General features: G+C 64.0%; 12 protein-coding genes. 5 read left to right on the top strand and 7 right to left on the bottom strand.

Going from position 1 to position 17,177, the window contains the following annotated elements:
• Window positions 1-45 precede the first annotated feature (45 nt).
• Window positions 46-1,332 (bottom strand): sugar MFS transporter, encoded by a 1,287-nt coding sequence (locus tag AC1DMG_RS00985; RefSeq protein WP_046970698.1) that lies wholly within the window; start codon window positions 1,330-1,332, stop codon window positions 46-48.
• Between the two features lie 454 nt (window positions 1,333-1,786).
• Between AC1DMG_RS00985 and glk (AC1DMG_RS00980) the strand changes: the two genes are divergently transcribed.
• Window positions 1,787-2,881, top strand: a complete 1,095-nt coding sequence (gene glk, locus AC1DMG_RS00980; protein ID WP_441602919.1) for a glucokinase — start codon at window positions 1,787-1,789, stop codon at window positions 2,879-2,881.
• Window positions 2,882-2,959: 78 nt separating this feature from the next.
• Entirely contained in the window at window positions 2,960-5,749 is a 2,790-nt protein-coding gene (locus AC1DMG_RS00975) for a TonB-dependent receptor (RefSeq protein ID WP_441602763.1), read from the top strand.
• A 69-nt stretch (window positions 5,750-5,818) separates the two neighbouring features.
• On the opposite strand, the gene pcp is transcribed toward AC1DMG_RS00975, so the two are convergent.
• From pcp to pxpB, 6 genes are read right to left on the bottom strand one after another with little or no spacing between them, the layout of a single operon-like run.
• Complete coding sequence (gene pcp / locus AC1DMG_RS00970; RefSeq protein ID WP_441602764.1) at window positions 5,819-6,469, bottom strand: pyroglutamyl-peptidase I; 651 nt, start codon at window positions 6,467-6,469, stop codon at window positions 5,819-5,821.
• Window positions 6,470-6,493: 24 nt separating this feature from the next.
• Window positions 6,494-7,462: a 5-oxoproline transporter, DUF979 family subunit gene (locus AC1DMG_RS00965; RefSeq protein WP_441602765.1), complete on the bottom strand. Its 969-nt coding sequence runs from the start codon at window positions 7,460-7,462 to the stop codon at window positions 6,494-6,496.
• A gap of 2 nt (window positions 7,463-7,464) precedes the next feature.
• Window positions 7,465-8,160, bottom strand: a complete 696-nt coding sequence (locus AC1DMG_RS00960; RefSeq protein WP_441602766.1) for a DUF969 domain-containing protein — start codon at window positions 8,158-8,160, stop codon at window positions 7,465-7,467.
• Complete coding sequence (locus AC1DMG_RS00955) at window positions 8,157-8,948, bottom strand: LamB/YcsF family protein (protein ID WP_441602767.1); 792 nt, start codon at window positions 8,946-8,948, stop codon at window positions 8,157-8,159. Before AC1DMG_RS00955 ends, AC1DMG_RS00960 begins: the two co-directional genes overlap by 4 nt.
• A complete protein-coding gene (locus AC1DMG_RS00950; RefSeq protein WP_441602768.1) occupies window positions 8,945-9,916 on the bottom strand; it encodes a 5-oxoprolinase subunit C family protein in 972 nt (323 codons plus the stop codon). Before AC1DMG_RS00950 ends, AC1DMG_RS00955 begins: the two co-directional genes overlap by 4 nt.
• Window positions 9,913-10,626, bottom strand: coding sequence for a 5-oxoprolinase subunit PxpB (gene pxpB, locus AC1DMG_RS00945; protein ID WP_441602769.1), 714 nt, complete (start codon window positions 10,624-10,626; stop codon window positions 9,913-9,915). The genes AC1DMG_RS00950 and pxpB overlap by 4 nt, the downstream gene beginning before the upstream one ends.
• A 620-nt stretch (window positions 10,627-11,246) precedes the next feature.
• On the opposite strand from pxpB, the gene glk (AC1DMG_RS00940) reads away from it, so the two are divergent.
• From glk (AC1DMG_RS00940) to AC1DMG_RS00930, 3 genes are all read left to right on the top strand, one after another.
• Window positions 11,247-12,320, top strand: a complete 1,074-nt coding sequence (glk, locus tag AC1DMG_RS00940) for a glucokinase (protein ID WP_441602770.1) — start codon at window positions 11,247-11,249, stop codon at window positions 12,318-12,320.
• A 134-nt stretch (window positions 12,321-12,454) separates the two neighbouring features.
• The gene (locus tag AC1DMG_RS00935) at window positions 12,455-15,223 is read left to right on the top strand and encodes a TonB-dependent receptor (RefSeq protein ID WP_441602771.1); all 2,769 of its coding nucleotides are present in this window, start codon (window positions 12,455-12,457) and stop codon (window positions 15,221-15,223) included.
• Between the two features lie 101 nt (window positions 15,224-15,324).
• Window positions 15,325-17,157 (top strand): glycoside hydrolase family 9 protein, encoded by a 1,833-nt coding sequence (locus AC1DMG_RS00930; protein ID WP_441602772.1) that lies wholly within the window; start codon window positions 15,325-15,327, stop codon window positions 17,155-17,157.
• The last annotated feature ends 20 nt before the right edge of the window (window positions 17,158-17,177 follow it).

The following is a 17,177-nucleotide window of genomic DNA, read 5'->3' as shown; positions in this document are numbered from 1 at the left end:
CCAGCGAAGCCTTACCTGGCGGCGCGGCGGGCGCCGACCCAGGCTTCAGCGCGCGTGCTGGCCGACGCGGTGCCCCTTAACGCCGTAGTAAAGGATGTACAGGTAGCAGGGCACCATCAGCGCCATGAATACCAGCTGGAAGTTGAAGTGCTGTTTCAGGTGCACGAACAGCTGCGGCACCAGCGCGCCGCCGGCGATCGCCATGATCAGCAGCGCCGAGCCGCGCTCGGTGAGGCGGCCCAGGCCGTGGATGGCCAGCGGGAAGATCGCCGGCCACATCATGGCGTTGGCGAAACCCAGCGCGGCGACAAAACCCACCGAGGTATGGCCGGTGGTGATGTACGCGCCCAGCGTAAACAGCACGCCGAGCACGGCGGACACCGCCAGGTAGCTCTGCTGCGAGATGAAGCGCGGAATCAGCACCAGGCCCGCCAGGTAACCGGCGAGCATGGCGATCAGGGTGAACGAGGTGAAGTGCTTGGTCTCATCCAGCGGCAGGCCAAAGCCCTGGCCATAGGTGCCGATGGCATCTCCCGCCATCACTTCCACGCCCACGTAGAGGAACAGGCACAGCACGCCCAGCCACAAGTGAGGGAAGCTGAAGATGCCGCCCTTGGAGTGACCGATATCCGACTCGGCATTGGCGCCGGACGGCTTGATTTCCGGCAGCGGCGAGCGGACCACCCAGATCGCCAGCACCACCAGCAGGCCGGCCATGATCATGTACGGCATGTGGATCTTGGCGGCGAAGGCGTTGAGCAGGGCTTCCTTTGCCTCGGGCGAGGCCGCGGCCTTCACCTGCTGGTCGAAGGTGTCGATGCCCGACAACACCAGCGCGCCGAACACGAACGGTGCCAGCGCACCGGCGACCTTATTGCAGATGCCCATGAAGGCAATACGCTGCGCGGCACTGTCGATCGGGCCGAGGATGCTGATGTACGGATTGGAAGCGGTCTGCAGCAGGGCGAGGCCCGCGCCGATCACGAACAATCCGGCCAGCGCCGGATAGAAGATGCGCATGCTGACGAACTGGCCGAACAACACCGCGCCAATCGCCATCACGAACAAGCCCAGTCCCATGCCCTTCTTCATGCCGGTGCGGCGAAGCACGCTGGACGCGGGAATGGCCAGGAAGAAGTACGAAAAATAGAACACCAGCGGTACGAAGAAAGCAGACACGTCATCGACGTTGAAGGCGAGCTTGACGAAGGTGATCAGCGGACCGTTGAGCCAGGTCACGAAGCCGAAGATGAAAAACAGCACGCCGATGATCAGCATCGGTACCACGCTGGAAGAGCGTGGCTCGCCAGCGGCAAGCGTAGTGGCAGACATGGATGGACTTACTCCCCGCGGATGGCCGCTGAACGATGGACCCATGACGGTCCGATTCCCCCTCAAAGCCCTTCCCTCGCCGCGAAGGAGAGGGAGAGATGAGCGTTTATCGACGCTATGCGTAACGTTGTCAAATTCTGACACGAGTGAGTCATCCAAAGGTGCACAAAGCGGTGGCTGCACCGACCCCGCAAAAACCTCGCTTGTTGCGCCGCAATAGCGATGTTTTGGCAGCAGGACGGCTCTTTTGACTAGTTAAAAATCCCTTTGTTTACAGTGTGTTGCACTGCATCATGATCTTGCGGCAAGGACGTCATTTGCTGCGATTGCTGGACCGCGCCAAACCCTTGTTTCGCATGAAAAAACGGCCTGTTGACAACGTTGTCATCCGTGGCGAGACTCGGGCCAAAATCGGGTCGCAGGTCGTGCAATGCGACACAGCAATGACGAGGGGATGACGGTGGCGCAACGCGGTAACCACAGTCTGGAGGCACGTCGCCTGGCGCTCCCTGCGGGGGCGTTCCTGGCGGCTGACGTCGGCGGGACGCATGCCCGCATCGGCCTGGTCAGCCACGAGCCGGATGGGACGCGCCCGGTGACGGTGCTGCAGTACCACCGCTATGCCTGCGCCGACTGGCCTAGCCTCACGGCCGTGCTGCAGGACTTCGTCGGCCAGCTCGATCGCTCTGTGCACATCCGTCGCTGCGCCGTGGCCAGTGCGGGTTACGTGCTGGGCGATGCCATCGTCAACGACAACTTGCCCTGGCCGGTTTCCATTCGCGATATCCGCGACAGCCTCGGCATCGAAGAGCTCGCCGTCGTCAACGACTTCGAAGCCGTGGCCTATGCCACCCAGTTCCTCAGCCAGGCCGACACCACTGCAGTGATCGAAAGCGAGGCACTGCCCGCCGAAGGTCCGGTGCTGGTGATGGGGCCCGGCACCGGTTTGGGCTCGGCGGTGCTGTTGCCCGGCAAACCGCACGCCACCGTGCTGGCCACCGAAGCAGGCCAGATCGCGCTGGCGCCGGGCAACGAACGCGAGATCGAGATTCTTCGTGCGCTGTCGCGCGACCGTTCGTATGTCTCGTTCGAACACGCCTTGTCCGGCCCCGGCCTGCTCAACCTGTACCGCGTGCTGTGCACGCTGCGCGGGCAGACACCCGAACTCACTTTGCCCAGCCAGGTGACGCAGTCGGCGCTGGAGCGCGGCGACGAGGCAGCCGTCGAAGCCTTGGAGGTGTTCTGCGGATTGCTCGGCAGCTTTGCCGGCGATCTGTGCCTGCTGTACGGCGCACGCGGGGGCGTGTTCCTGGCCGGCGGGATTCTTCCGCAGATCCGCGACGTGCTGCTCGCCAGCAGCTTCCGCCAGCGCTTTTTCAACAAAGGCGTGATGCGCGCCTTCCTGCAACAGGTTCCCGTACGACTGATGGAGCACGGCCAGCACGGTGTGATCGGCGCCGCCGGGCTGTTCCTTGACTTGCAAGACCGAGAGGGCATGTCCGCAGGCTCTCGCGCCGGGGAGAACGAAGTACTCAGATCGTCCAACTGAACCGGGCCCATGCCCAACAGCCACGCCGCAGCCCATGTCCACGTGCTGGCTGCCGATTGCCTTCGAGGGGAGGACACCATGTCACAACGCAAATCATTGCTAGCCGCCAGCATCATCGCTGGACTCTGTCTATCCGGTTCGCTTCGCGCCGCCGATACGGCGCCCGCTGCGCAACCGGCGCCGCAACCCGCACCCGCGGCAGCGACACAGGACAACAGCAACCCGCAGACGACCGCCGACCAATCGCAGGCCAAGCAGTTGGAAACGGTGACCGTCACCGGCATCCGCGCCAGCCTGCAACAGTCGCTGGACACCAAGCGCAACGCAGACGCCATCGTCGATGCCATCACGGCCGAAGACATCGGCAAGTTCCCCGCCACCAACGTGGCCGAAGCACTGGCGCAGATTCCCGGCGTCACGCTGGACCGTGCGTTCGGCGCCACGCAGCGCGTGAGCATCAACGGCATCGATCCCAGCCTGAACCTCTCGTTCCTTGACGGCCATCCGATCGCGCAGGCCATGTGGCTCTACGGCGACAGTCCCAACCGCGGCTTCAACTACTCGTTGCTGCCGCCGGAGATCCTCGGCTCGCTGGAGATCTACAAGAGCCCGGAAGCGCGCCTGCCTGAGGGCAGCCTCGGCGGCACGGTGATCATGCACACCATCCAGCCGCTCGACGTGCCGGCGAACACGCTCAGCGGTTCGTTCGGCGTGAACTACAACGACATGGTCGAGCAGAGCCGTCCGAACGCGTCGCTGTTCTACAGCTGGCACAACGCCGACAAGACGTTTGGTGCGGATGTCTCCCTCTCGCACTACGAGCAAAAGACCGATCGCCAGGGCCAGGAAATCTTCGGCTATACGCCGGTATCGGCCATCGCCGCCGCCAATCCGGCCATTGCGGGGCAGATTGCCGCCGGCACGCTCAAGGCGTCCGACCAGATGCCAACGGAACTCAACGCGGCCGACTTCCAGCAGACCGAGAAGCGCAGCAGCATCCTGGTCAATCTGCAGTACAAGCCGAACGACCATTTCGACAGCACGCTCAGCCTGCTGTACATGACCGATCGCCTCGACAACCTCAACGTGTCGATGTACCCGATCGCCGGCTTCAACTACGCCGGCATCTCGCATCTCACCGAAGGCCCGAACGGCATCGTGGTGGCGGGTACCCAAGTCGGCACGCCCTGCTTCAACACCACCTCGTGCACCAGCACGGCCGAAACCTTCATGGATAACGACGCACGCAAGTCGTTCATCCGTACCAAGGGCGCCGACTGGCGCGGCACCTACAAGGGCGACGGCTGGCGCATCAACGGGCAGTTGGGCGTAAGCACCTCCGACAACACCATCACGCAGGCCTTCAAGGAACTGTTCTACGGCGGCGGCTTCGACTGGAACATCAACAAGGGCTTCAACTACACCGACCTTGCCACGGCGAACAACCCGGCCTATTGGGCCGACAACAACTTCGGCGGCAACATCGGCTACAAGCCGTACAAGGCGCGCGACGAGTATGCCCAGGCCGACTTCACCAAGGACTTCGACGGCTTCTTCAACAGCCTGCAGATCGGTGCCCGCTGGGCGTCGCACTGGGAAAGCCAGTCGCTGTTGATCGACAACGTGGGCGTGCCCAACCAGACACTCAACCAGATCGGTTACGGCGGCATCAGCGATCTGAGCGGCGCGTCCAGCATCGGCCTGTCCGGCAGCACCGTGCATCACGTGCAGACGCTGGGCTTCCAGTCGATCTACAACGCGGTGCTCGACGGCAACCAGCTGAGCTCCAACGATCCGGTCGACTACTGGGACAACACGTTCAATGTGCAGCAGCAGAACAGCGCGGGCTTTGCCCAGCTGAACTTCGGCAACGACAACGTGCACGGCAACCTTGGCGTGCGTTTCGTGCACACCAAGATCGACTCCTTCGGCTACAACGTGCCCAGCACCTGCAGCACCTGGGATTGCGTGTTCCCGCCCGGTTTTGGCTATGTCGGCACCACCAGCACGTCCAACGACTGGTTGCCGGCGTTCAACGTCGCCTGGAACGTGGCGCCTGACATCATCCTGCGCGGCGCGGGTTCCGAGACGATTGCGTACGCGCCCTACAACCAGCTGGCGCCGTACTTCGAAGCCAACGACACGGTGCTCACCGCGACCGCAGGCAACCCGAACCTCAAGCCGTATCGGTCGGTGAACTTCGACCTGTCCGGCGAGTGGTACTTCAACAACGAGTCGGTGATCGCGGTCTCGGGCTTCTACAAGAACGTGCTGAACTACGTGGTCAATGCCGCCACCGTGCAGGGTCGCCAGAACGGTTCGTGGGCGGAACTGATCCAGGGTTCCACCGGCCAGATGCTGGTGAACAACGGCATGTGTACCTTGGCCGGCTTCTGCCAGTACAGCGTCTCCGCGCCGATCAATGGCGGTCGCGCCAAGGTGAAGGGCGCCGCGATCAGCTACCAGCAGGCCTTCGGTGACAGCGGTTTCGGTCTGCGTGCCAACTTCACGTACTCCGATTCGAGCACCGCGGCCGGCGGCCCGCTGCCGTACAACTCCAAGGACTCGTACAACCTCTCGCCGTACTTCGAGAAGGGTCCGTACAGTGCCAGCATTGCGTACAACTATCGCAGCAAGTATCTGGCAGGCGGCTACGTGGCCGGTGCGCCCGATTCGTATACCGACAGCTACAAGGAACTCGATGCCTCGCTGGGCTACAAGTTCAACGATCACATGTCGGTCACCTTCGACGCGCTGAACCTGCTCAACTCGACCTACAAGCAGTTCTACGGTTCCAGCATGACGGAACTGGCCAACGAATACGCCAGTGGTCGCGAGTACATCCTCGAAGCGCACTTCAAGCTCTGATTTACCCAAACCTCCCCGGTAAGGGCCTGGCGTCTTGCCAGGCCCTCTTTTTATGCGTCGCGGCGTCGCTCAGTCGAGGGCGCCGGCGCCGTAACGATCGTCGGTGTGCTGCGTGGCCGCTACCTCCAACGCGATGGACAGGGCGCGCACCACGTCGTCCTTGCTCATGCTGGGCGCGTTCGGAAAGCGCGCCGCCTGCGAGGGCAGGTAGGGGATGTGGATAAAACCCGCGCGCAGTCCGCGATGCTGCTCGGCCAGGTGCAGCATCAGATACGCCACGTGATTGCACACGAAGGTGCCCGCCGTATTGGACACTTCGGCCGGCAGCCCTTCGGCGAGCAGTGCCTTGAGCATGGCCTTGATCGGCAGTGTGCTGAAGTACGCCGCGGGGCCGTCCTCAACGATGGCCATGTCAATCGGCTGTGCTCCGGCATTGTCGGCAATGCGGGCGTCCTGCACATTGATCGCTATCCGTTCGATCGATAGTCGGCTACGTCCGCCAGCCTGCCCGACGCCCAGCAGCAGCTTGGGCTGCACCTCGTCGATGGCCAGCGCCAGCTCGCGCTGCGAATCGGCGAAGGCCGTCGGCAGCAACCGGGCCACCACGCGATGGCCAGCGATGTGCTTGCCGTCGAGCGCGCGCACGGCTTCCCATGATGGGTTGATGTCTTCATTCCCGAACGGCGTAAAACCGGTCAGCAGGATGCGCGGTTGGCTCATGATCGGATCTCAAGTCGTGCGGCGTCAGCGAAAGACCAGCAGCCACATGATGACGAAGGTGGCGACGAAGATGCTGGCAGCGCTCCACGCCTGCGCGCGGATCACGCCATAGGGATTGCGCAGCTCCAGCAGTGCTGCCGGCACCAGGTTGTAGTCGGCCGCCATGGGCGTGAGCAGGGTGCCGCAATAGCCGCACAGCATGCCCATGGAACCGAGGATGGCCGGGTTGGCGCCGTAGCGATGCACCAGCAGCGGCAGTCCGATGCCCGCCATCATCACCGGAAATGCGGCGAACGCATTGCCCATGATCACGGTGAACAACACCATGCCCAGCGAGAACACCAGCAGGCACAAGAAGGCATTGCCCTCGGGCAGGATCATCTGCGCCAGCGCCGAGATCGCCGCGCCAACGCCGCTCTGGGTAAACACTTCGCCCAGTGCGGCCAGCAACAGCGGCAACAGCGCCGCCCAGCCGATCGCATCGAGCAGGCGCCGGCCTTCCGACAAGCCCTGATGCAGCGGCGCCTGCGCCACGCGCGCCGCCGCGAACAGCGCGAGCACGCAGGCGAGCGTCAGCCCGGTCAAGGTCATCTGCGGCTTGGCGAACAGCGCGTAACCGCCGATGGACAGATGTTCGCCGAACAAGGCCACCAGCAAGGTCACCAGTGGAATCAGCAGGGCGGGCACAAACAGCTTGTGGCCAAGGCGCAGGGCGGACGCCTCGCGTGCCGATGCACTGGCCGTCTCCGGGTGGGCCTGGCGGCGAAGGCGGGGCGCGAGCAGCGCGAGTGCGATCACCATGCATCCGGCGATCTGCGCAGGCAGGGCGTTGCCGGCCTTCTGTTGCGCCAGCACCACGTCGCCACCGGCAAACAGCAGGCCCAGCAGCGCCCAGAAGGAGGCGCGAGCGATCTGTTGCGCACGCGCGTTGCGCCAGGCGGTGTAGAACAGGAAAGCTGCAATCAGCCAGTACGCGTATTCGATGCGCAACATGCTCAGGCTTCCGCTTCGACGCGGGCGAGCGCGGCGCGCCGCTGCAGGCGGCGCTGGAACAACCACACGCGTACCGACTGGATCACGAAGGCGGCGATGGCCGTGGGCAGCGCCCACAATGCGATGGCCAGTGGCGTGAGATCGATGCCGTGCTGGGCGTAGAAGCCCTGGACCAGCAGCACCGCGCCCAACGCGATGAAGACATCCTCGCCGAAGAAGCGGCCGATGTTGTCCGTGGCGGCAGCGACCGCGCGCACTTCGTCGCGCTCGGCGTCGCTCAGGTCAGGCTTGATCTTCTCGGCCGCGGCCTCGCCCATCGGCGCCAGCAGCGGGCGCACTGTCTGTGCGGCGCCGGCGACGCCGGTGAGCCCGAACATGGCGAGCACTTCGCGTATGAACAGATAACCGATCAAGAGCCGGGCCAGCGTGAAGCCGCGCAGGCGGTTCATCCATTGCTGGGCGTGCTCGCGCAGGCCGGCGTGTTCGAGCAGACCGATGGCGGGCAGGGTGAGCACGAACATCAACAGCATGCGCGAGGACACGAAGCTCTTGCCCAGCAGGGCCAGCAGGTCGGCGGGATGCAAGCCGGCGAGCAAACCGCTGACCAGCGCAGCGCACACCACCACGGGAACGGCATTGAAGCGCAGCGCAAAACCGATGACGATGACCGCGACGCCGAGCAGCGGCCAGTAATTCATGCGCGTGCCCCGCTGGCGTGCGGCGCGGCGATACCGATGTCGGCCGCTTCCAGTGCGGCGCGCAATCGACGTGCGAAGGCCACGGCGTGCTCGCCATCGCCATGCACGCACAAGGTGTCAGCCTGCAAGGCCACGATGCTGCCGTCGATGGCGCGCACCTGACCTTCGCGTGCCATCGCCATCGCCTGGGCAATCGCCTCATCGCCTTCCTGGATCACTGCGTCGGGTTCGCGCCGTGGTTGCAGCGAGCCATCGGCGCGATAGCGACGATCGGCAAACGCTTCGGCCGCCACCGGGATGCCGGCAGCCAGCCCGGCATCGATCAGCGCCGAGTTGGCCAGGCCGAACAGAAACAGCGAGTGATCGAAATCGTGGACGGCCCGCGCAATCGCGGCCGCCAGCCTGGCATCGCGTGCCGCCATGTTGTACAGCGCGCCATGCGGCTTGACGTGGCGCAGTCGTGTGCCTGCCGCCTGCGCAAACGCCTGCAGCGCGCCGATCTGATAAAGCGTCATGGCATAGGCTTCGTTCGGCGTCACCGCCATCTCGCGTCGCCCGAAACCTTGCAGGTCGGGCAGGGAGACATGCGCGCCGATCGCCACATCGTGTTGTACCGCCATGGCGACGGTGCCGCGCATGATGTCCGGGTCGCCGCCATGGAAGCCACAGGCGATGTTGGCCGAGCTGACGATGGCAAGCAGCGCGGCATCGTCGCCCATGCGCCAGGCGCCGAAGGATTCGCCCAGGTCGCTGTTGATGTCGATGGTCTTGGCGATGGAGAGTTTCATGCGGATTCCAGGCGTTGTTCGATGCGTTGCAGCAGGTGTTGCAGCGAGGCCTCGCGCTCGGTGAGGCGTTGCAGCGCCTCGTCCAGAGTTGTCTCGCGGAAGGATACGGTATCGCCCGGCCGACGCTGCGCGAGACGCGGCAAATCCACCATGGCCAGCTGGCCGATGCGCGGATAGCCACCGGTCACCGGCGCTTCGGCCAGCAACACGATGGGCTGGCCCGAGGGCGGCAGCTGCAAGGTGCCGGGCAGGGTTGCTTCGGAAATCAGTTCCAGCGGCTGGCGCAAGTGCAGGGGCATGCCTTCCAGTCGATTGCCGGTGCGGTTGCTGTCCTTGCTCACCATGAAGCGCTGGGTGAACAGCGCGTGTTGCGAGGCATCGTCCAACGCATGCCAGTGATGACCGCGCAACAAGGCCAGCGGCGCGCGGGCATAGTCGAGCCAGGGTTGCGGATCGAGGCCCCAGCGCAACGCCTGCATGGTGAGTCCGGCGCGGAACCAGGATGCCGATGCGCGTTCACCGATGTCGATGACGTCGCCGCTCTGCGCAGCCCTGCCCACGCCGGCATGCAGATCGCTGCTGCGGCTGCCCAGTACCGACGCGCCGTCGAAGCCGCCGCGCACCGCCAGATAGCTGCGGCACCCGTGGCGCATGCCGCCGAGGCGAAGCACGCTGCCGGCGGGCAGGAAGCAGCTGGTCCACGCGGGCAAGGGTTGGCCCTCCACGCGCGCTTCAATCAGGCCACCGGTGAGCGCCACGACGGCGTCGTGTTGAAAGCGCAGCGTGGGACCGGCCAGCGTGATCTCCAGCACCGCTTCGTCGCCGGCATTGCCGACGAGGGCATTGGCCAGCCGCCTGGCCGGCTCGTCCATGGCCCCGGCGCGGCCCAGTCCCAGATGTGCATACCCGCGACGCCCTGCGTCCTGCAGGCTGGTGAGCAATCCAGGCTTGATGACCTCGACGCTCATGGGCGTGTAACCGGGTCGGTGGCAAGTCGCTCGTACTCGTCCTGGTCGATCGCGCGAAAGCGCACATGGTCGCCGGGCCCCAGCAGGGAAGGCGATGCGGCAGCGAGGTCGAACAGACGCATCGGCGTGCGCCCGATCAGTTGCCAGCCACCAGGCAGGCTTTGCGGATAGATGCCTGTCTGCTGCCCACCGATCGCGACACTGCCGGCGGGCACGCTGGTACGCGGATGGCTGCGGCGCGGCATGGCCAGCGTGGGATCGAGGCCGAGCAGATAGGGAAATCCGGGCGCGAAGCCGAGCATGGCGACGCGATAGCGCGCAGCCGTGTGGCGCGCGACCACCTCTTCGATCGATATCCGCGCATGCGTGGCTACTTCAGGCAAGTCGGCGCCGTCGTAGCAGACCGGAATGCTCACTTCGCGCACCGCCTTTGCCACTGACGAGTGCTCGTTCCATGCGGCAGCGATCGCTGCGCGCAGGCGTTCGGCACCGAAGCGGCCGTCATCGTCCAGCCATTGCAGCACATCGAAACGCAGCAACAGGCTGGCATAGGCTGGCACGCATTCCACGTTCTCAAGGCCCGCCTGCAGCTTGGCGGCTGCGGCGTGGACGCGATCGTTGACGGCGGCGTCGATGGTTTCGCCAAAGCGCAACAGCCATGCGTCCTCGGCCAGTGTTTCGATCTGTACGTCGGCCAGCGGAAATGTCACGCGCGCACCTTCCCGGCATCGTCTCTTTCAGCACGTGGGCTGAGTTGCTCTGTGCGTGTCGACATGCGGGCGATTCGTGGGCGGGGGGGGGGGGTGTCAGGTGGAGTGTTGCAGAAGAGACTGAGTTTGCCGACTTGCACTGCGACACACCCGTGTCCAGGCAAAACCCTGCGCTCCCATTGGCGCTCATCACACGAAAACAGCCTGTTTGCGCAGTTCTTTGCGATCTTTTCGGCGCAGGTTCACATCACTGGCGGATTGAGGAGACGTGAAGTTACGTCGCGAGCTCCTGCGACTCGCGGACTTCGCAACGTTGTCAAATGAGCCCGCTTTCATCTGTCGCGACAGGGGAATAGAGGCCGAAAATCCCCCCGTGTCAGAGGGCAAATGGCTGGCCTGAGTCAAGCGCCATGGGGGTCGCCATGGCGCGCTGCGAGATCGTTTCCTGGCGATGCTGAAATGGATTAAAAATACATATTAAACAAGCGATTGATGACGATCATGGGACCTGTGGCAGCCTGCCAGTAGAACCAAGATGCTGCCCTGCCGCATAGGCCATTTTCGTATGTGCCGGATGGATTGTTGACAACGTTGTCAACCATTACCCAGACTCCGGCCAAATGAGGGAGAGTTCACAGGAACGTGACATCAGGATGACGAGGGGATCGCAAGTGGTCGAAGGGGTCAGCCACAACGCACGTGAGTTCTTGGCGCAAGAAGCCATGTTTCTCGCTGCGGACGTCGGAGGAACGCACGCTCGCATCGGACTGGTGAGCCGCGAGCCGGACGGCACGCGTCCGGTGACCGTGCTGCAGTACCACCGCTATGCCTGCGCCGACTGGCCCAGCCTCACCGCCGTGCTGCAGGACTTCGTCGGCCAGCTCGATCACAACGTGCACGTGAACCGCTGTGCCGTGGCCAGTGCGGGGTATGTGCTGGGCGACGCCATCGTCAACGACAACCTGCCGTGGCCGGTCTCCATCCGCGATATCCGCGACAGCCTCGGTATCGAGCAGCTCGCTGTCGTCAACGATTTCGAAGCCGTGGCCTATGCCACGCAGTTCCTGCATCAGGCCGATACCACGCCGGTGATCGCCACCGACGCCGCGCCGGCCGAAGGCCCGGTGCTGGTGATGGGTCCGGGCACGGGTTTGGGCTCGGCGGTGCTATTGCCCGGCAAGCCGCACGCGACCGTGCTCGCCACCGAAGCAGGCCAGATTGCGCTGGCGCCGGGCAACGAACGCGAGATCGAGATTCTTCGCTACCTGGCCCGTGATCGCGAGTACGTGTCGTTCGAACACGCACTGTCTGGCCCTGGTTTGCTCAATCTGTATCGCGCGCTGTGCGCACTGCGCGGCCAGGCCCCGCTGCTGAGCTTGCCCAGCCAGGTGACGCAGTCGGCACTGGAGCGCAGCGACGAGGCAGCGGTCGAAGCCCTGGACGTGTTCTGCGGTTTGCTCGGCAGCTTCGTGGGCGATCTATGCCTGCTGTATGGCGCACGCGGGGGCGTGTTCCTGGCCGGCGGGATTCTTCCGCAGATCCGCGAAGTGTTGCTCGCCAGCAGCTTCCGCCAGCGCTTTTTCAACAAGGGCGTCATGCGCGCCTTCCTGCAACAGGTTCCCGTACGACTGATGGAGCACGGCCAGCACGGTGTGATCGGTGCGGCCGGCTTGTACCTGGACGGACGCACGTAAAGACCGCGGGAAAACGAAGTACCGACTCAGCACTACACCGTTGCACTGAACCGGGCACACGCCCAGACAGCCACGCCGCAGCCGGACGACCCACAACATCCGCTGCAGAAAACGCCTTCGAGGGGAGGATCACCATGTCACACCGCAAGACTCTGCTAGCCGCCAGCATCATCGCCGGACTCTGTCTGTCCGGTTCGCTTTATGCCGCCGACAACACGCCTGCGCCGCAGTCCGGCCCGGCCGCGTCGGGCCAGGACAACGCACAGACTGCCGCTGAAAAGGCCAAGGCCAAAGAGCTTGGCACGGTCACCGTGGTCGGTATCCGCGATTCGGAAGCCGAATCGCTGAACCTCAAGAAGGCCGCTGACTCGCATATCGAAGTGATCACCGCCGAAGACATCGGCAAGCTGCCGGCCAAGAACGTGGCCGACACGCTGCAGCGCCTGCCCGGCATCAACATCAGCTCGTCCAGCGCCAGCGAAGGCGGCTTTGACGAAAACGATCGCGTGAGCCTGCGCGGCACCAACCCGAGCATGACCCAGACGCTCGTCAACGGTCACACCGTGGGCACCGGCGACTGGTTCGTGCTGAGCCAGGTGCAGACCGTGGGCCGCAGCGTGAGCTACACCCTGCTGCCGGCGGAAATCGTCAGCGAAGTCACCGTGCACAAGACTTCCGAAGCCAAGCTGCAGGAAGGCGGCAGCGCCGGCACCGTCGACATCACCACGCGCAAGCCGCTGCAGTTCGCCCAGCCGTTCACCGCGCAGGCTGCCGTGGGTGGCGTGTACTCCGATCTGCCTGGCGACACCAAGCCGCAGTTCGACGGCCTGGTCAACTGGAAGAACAACGACAACACCTTCGGCGTGATGGCGCAGGGCTTCTATGAGAAGCGCAGCCTGCAGCGCGACGGCCAGGAAATCGTCGGTGGCTATAACAAGATCGCGGCCACCGATGCGATCGCCGTGGCCCATCCGGACCTGGCGAACAAGTACTACCCGAACCTGATCGGCCAGACGCTCTTCACGCAGACGCGTACCCGCAAGGGCGGCACGATCGACATCGAGTGGAAGCCGCTCGACAACCTCACGCTGAACCTGGACACCTTCTATTCCAAGCTGGAAGCGGACAACTTCAACCGCAACTACATGCTGTGGAACAGCCAGTACGTGCCCAGCGGCGTAGGCCTGCAGAGCTATGCCGTCAAGGGCAACGTGCTGACCAATGCCGTGTTCGCTCCGCAGCCGGGTAGCACCACGCCGTACGGCGTGTACGACCAGATCTCGCGTCCGGGCGCTTCGTCCTCGTCTGCGTTCACCACGCTCGATGCCGAATGGCGCGCCACCGACCACCTGACGTTCACCGGCCAGGTCGGCACCACCCAGGGCAAGGGCAACAGCGACGAGCAGAACGTCAGCGAGCTGGGCTTCGGCGCCGGCGCCGGCGCGAGCTGGGGCATGCGTGGCACCGGCAATCCGACCAACTGGTCGATCGGCGGCGACAACACCACGCCGTCGGGCATCATTCCGTCGGCTGGCTGGATCTTCGGCGACCAGAACATCCACGTGAAGGACAAGGAAAACTTCTTCCAGGCCGACGGCGAATACGCCTTCGACAGCTCGCCGATCGCGCTGACCACGCTCGACTTCGGCGTGCGCTATTCCGATCACACCCGCGACAACAAGACCGACATCGGTCAGGGTCCGACCGGCGACTGGCAGAATCCGGCCAACTACCCGACCAGCTGGAAGAACTATCCGGGCAGCTTCAACAGCGATCTGGGCGTGAATGGCCCCGGTCCGGCCTGGTACTACAGCCCGGGTGACCTGGCCGCGTTCAATGCGAAGTTTGCCAACCGCGATCCGGTGACGCGCTTCAACTGGCAGAACATCTACAAGGTCAACGAGAAGGACACGGCTGCCTACTTGCAGGCGAACTTCTCCGGCGAGCGCTGGAGCGCCAACGCGGGCTTCCGTTACGTCTATACCAAGGAAGACATCAACTACAACTCCAGCGCGGTGTCGATCTACACCACGAACGGCCCGATCACCGGTTCCGCGTTCGGCGACTACTACACCAACACCTACAAGCACAGCTACGACAAGCTGCTGCCGAGCTTCAACTTCAAGTTCAACCTGACCGACGACCTGCTGGCACGCTTCGCCGCCTCGCAGACCATGACCCGTCCGGACTACTCGGCACTGGCCGGTTCGTACTCGTTGGATGACCTCACGCACACCGGCACCGGCGGCAATCCGCAGCTGAAGCCGCTGATCTCGACCAACTTCGATGCAGCGCTGGAGTGGTACTTCGCTCCGCGTGGCCTGGTGTCGGCCGGCGTGTATGACATGCAGCTGAGCGACTACATCAACTTCGGTAACCAGAACATCCAGTTCAAGGACCAGCAGGCCAGCAACACGGCCGGCCGCGATGTGTTCGCGACGTACCAGGTCAGCGTGCCGACCAACGTCGATGGTCACGTCAAGGGCGTGGAGTTGAACTACATCCAGCCGATCGGCGACAACTTCGGCGTGCAGACCAACTACACCTACGCCAGCGGTTCGGCGGAAAACGGCGTGCCGCTCCAGGGCACCTCGAAGAACACGTTCAACGTCTCCGGTTACTTCGAAAACCAGATGTTCAACGCCCGCATCAGCTACACCTACCGTTCGTCGTTCTACGCCGGCGTGAGCCGTACCGATACGTTCTACCAGGATGGCATTGGCAACCTGGCGGCCTCGTTCGGCTACAACATCAACTCGTGGATGTCGCTCACCCTGGACGCCATGAACCTCAACAACCCCAAGCTGAAGTACTACACGCTCAGCCCGAACTACGGCAAGCAGCCCTACGCGTTCTACGTGAACGGCCGCCAGTACTACGTGAACCTTCGCTTCAAGATCTGATTTAAGGCTTCCTCCCCGCCAACGGGCCCGGCACACTTGCCGGGCCCGATTTTTCTTCGGGGTCTCGAATGCCGTTCCAAGAACCTGCGGGAGCCGATGGCATGAAGCAACGTCTTGCGATGATCTTCGCGGTGCTGGTCGCGCAGGGTGCGCTGGCATCGGAAGGGAAGGTACTGGTCGACCAGGTCGGTTACGACACCGGCGCGGTCAAGCAGGCCATCGTGATGGATGCGTCCGGCCCATCGCCGCAGACGTTTCGCGTTGTGGACGCCAACTCAGGCAAGGTGGCCATGGAAGGCAAGCTTTCCGCGCCCACGGGTGTGGCTCGCTGGAACGGCAGCTACGCCATCGCCGATTTCAGCAGCATGCGTACACCGGGGCACTACTACGTGGACGTCGCACAGGACAGCAGCGACACACGCTCCTCGACCTTCGCCATCCAGGACAACGTGCTCGAGCGCAACACGCTCTCCAACGTGGTCTATTACTTCAAGGGCCAACGCTCCAGCGGCTTGCTGGACAAGGCCGACACCCATCTTCCGCATCCCGACGGTACGCCGGGCACGCTCGATATCCATGGTGGCTGGTACGACGCGACGGGCGACTACGGCATCCACCTGTCGCACCAGAACCCGACCAGTTACTTCAACACTCAGCAGTTGCCGCTAGCCGCCTGGAGCCTGTTGCGCACCTGGCAGCAGCTGGAAGCGCGCAACGACAAGAATTTCCGTGAGTACATCCGTCGCCTGCTCGACGAGGGCTTGTTCGGTGCCGACTTCCTGGTGCGCGACAAGCGTCCCGACGGTTCGTTCTATCAGTCCATCGACGGTCCCGGTCCCGGCAAGCTGCCGCAGGATCGCCGCATCGGCGATCCGAACTGGCGTACGCAGATCAAGCTCAAGCCAGGCGATCACACCGAGCGCGTCGATCAGCCGGCTCATGGTCCGCATGCGTATGAGGCCAGTTTCCGCGCTGGCGGCGGCATGGCGATTGCCACGCTCGCACTGGCGGCACGTACCGGCGTCGATGGCGACTTCACTGCGAAGGATTACCTCAAGGCCGCCGAGGACGCCTATCGCTTTCTCGACGCCCACAATCGCGAGCTGACCAACGACGGCAAGGACAACATCACCGACGATTACTGCGCCTTGCTCGCTGCGGTGGAGCTGTATCGCACCACGCACGACGAGACCTGGCGCAAAGCCGCGGATGCGCGAGCGGATCGCCTGCTTGCGCGCCTGATCACGCACGACGGCCATCGCGACTACTGGCGCGCCGACGATGGCACGCGTCCGTTCTTCCATCCCTCGGACGCCGGCCTGCCGGTCGTCGCGCTGGTTGAGTACGCCGGTATCGCCGATACGAAGCGCCAGGCCAAGGTGCGCGACATCGTGAAGCGCTCGCTCGAAGCCGAGCTGACCGTCACGAGCGAGGTCAGCAATCCGTTCGGCTATGCGCGCCAGCTGGTGCGCGGCGGCGATGGCCGCGTGCGCACGGCGTTCTTCTTCCCACACGACACCGAGGCCGCGCCGTGGTGGCAGGGAGAGAATGCGCGCATCGCCTCGCTGGCGGCGGCGGCGCGCGTGGCTGCGCCGCTGTACGCCAGTGCAGGCGACGAAGCTTTCCGAAAGAAGTTGCAAACCTACGCCTGGAACCAGCTGCACTGGATACTCGGCCGCAATCCGTACGACAGCAGCATGCTGATGGGCAGCGGCCACAACAACGCGCCGTACATGTTCTTCGACTCGTACGCGTACACCAATGCGCCGGGCGCGATCATCAACGGCATCACCTCGGGCTTGAACGACGATGAGGGCATCGCCTTCGACCTCGGTTACGCCCAGACCGGCAAGGACGAAGACTGGCGCTGGACCGAACAGTGGATTCCGCACGATGCGTGGTATCTGTTCGCCATCAGCCTTCCCCATGATTGACGTCACATGACGAGACGAAC

It is taken from the genome of Dyella sp. 01N36 (assembly GCF_056399745.1).
This window is presented reverse-complemented; position numbering and strand designations above follow the sequence as displayed.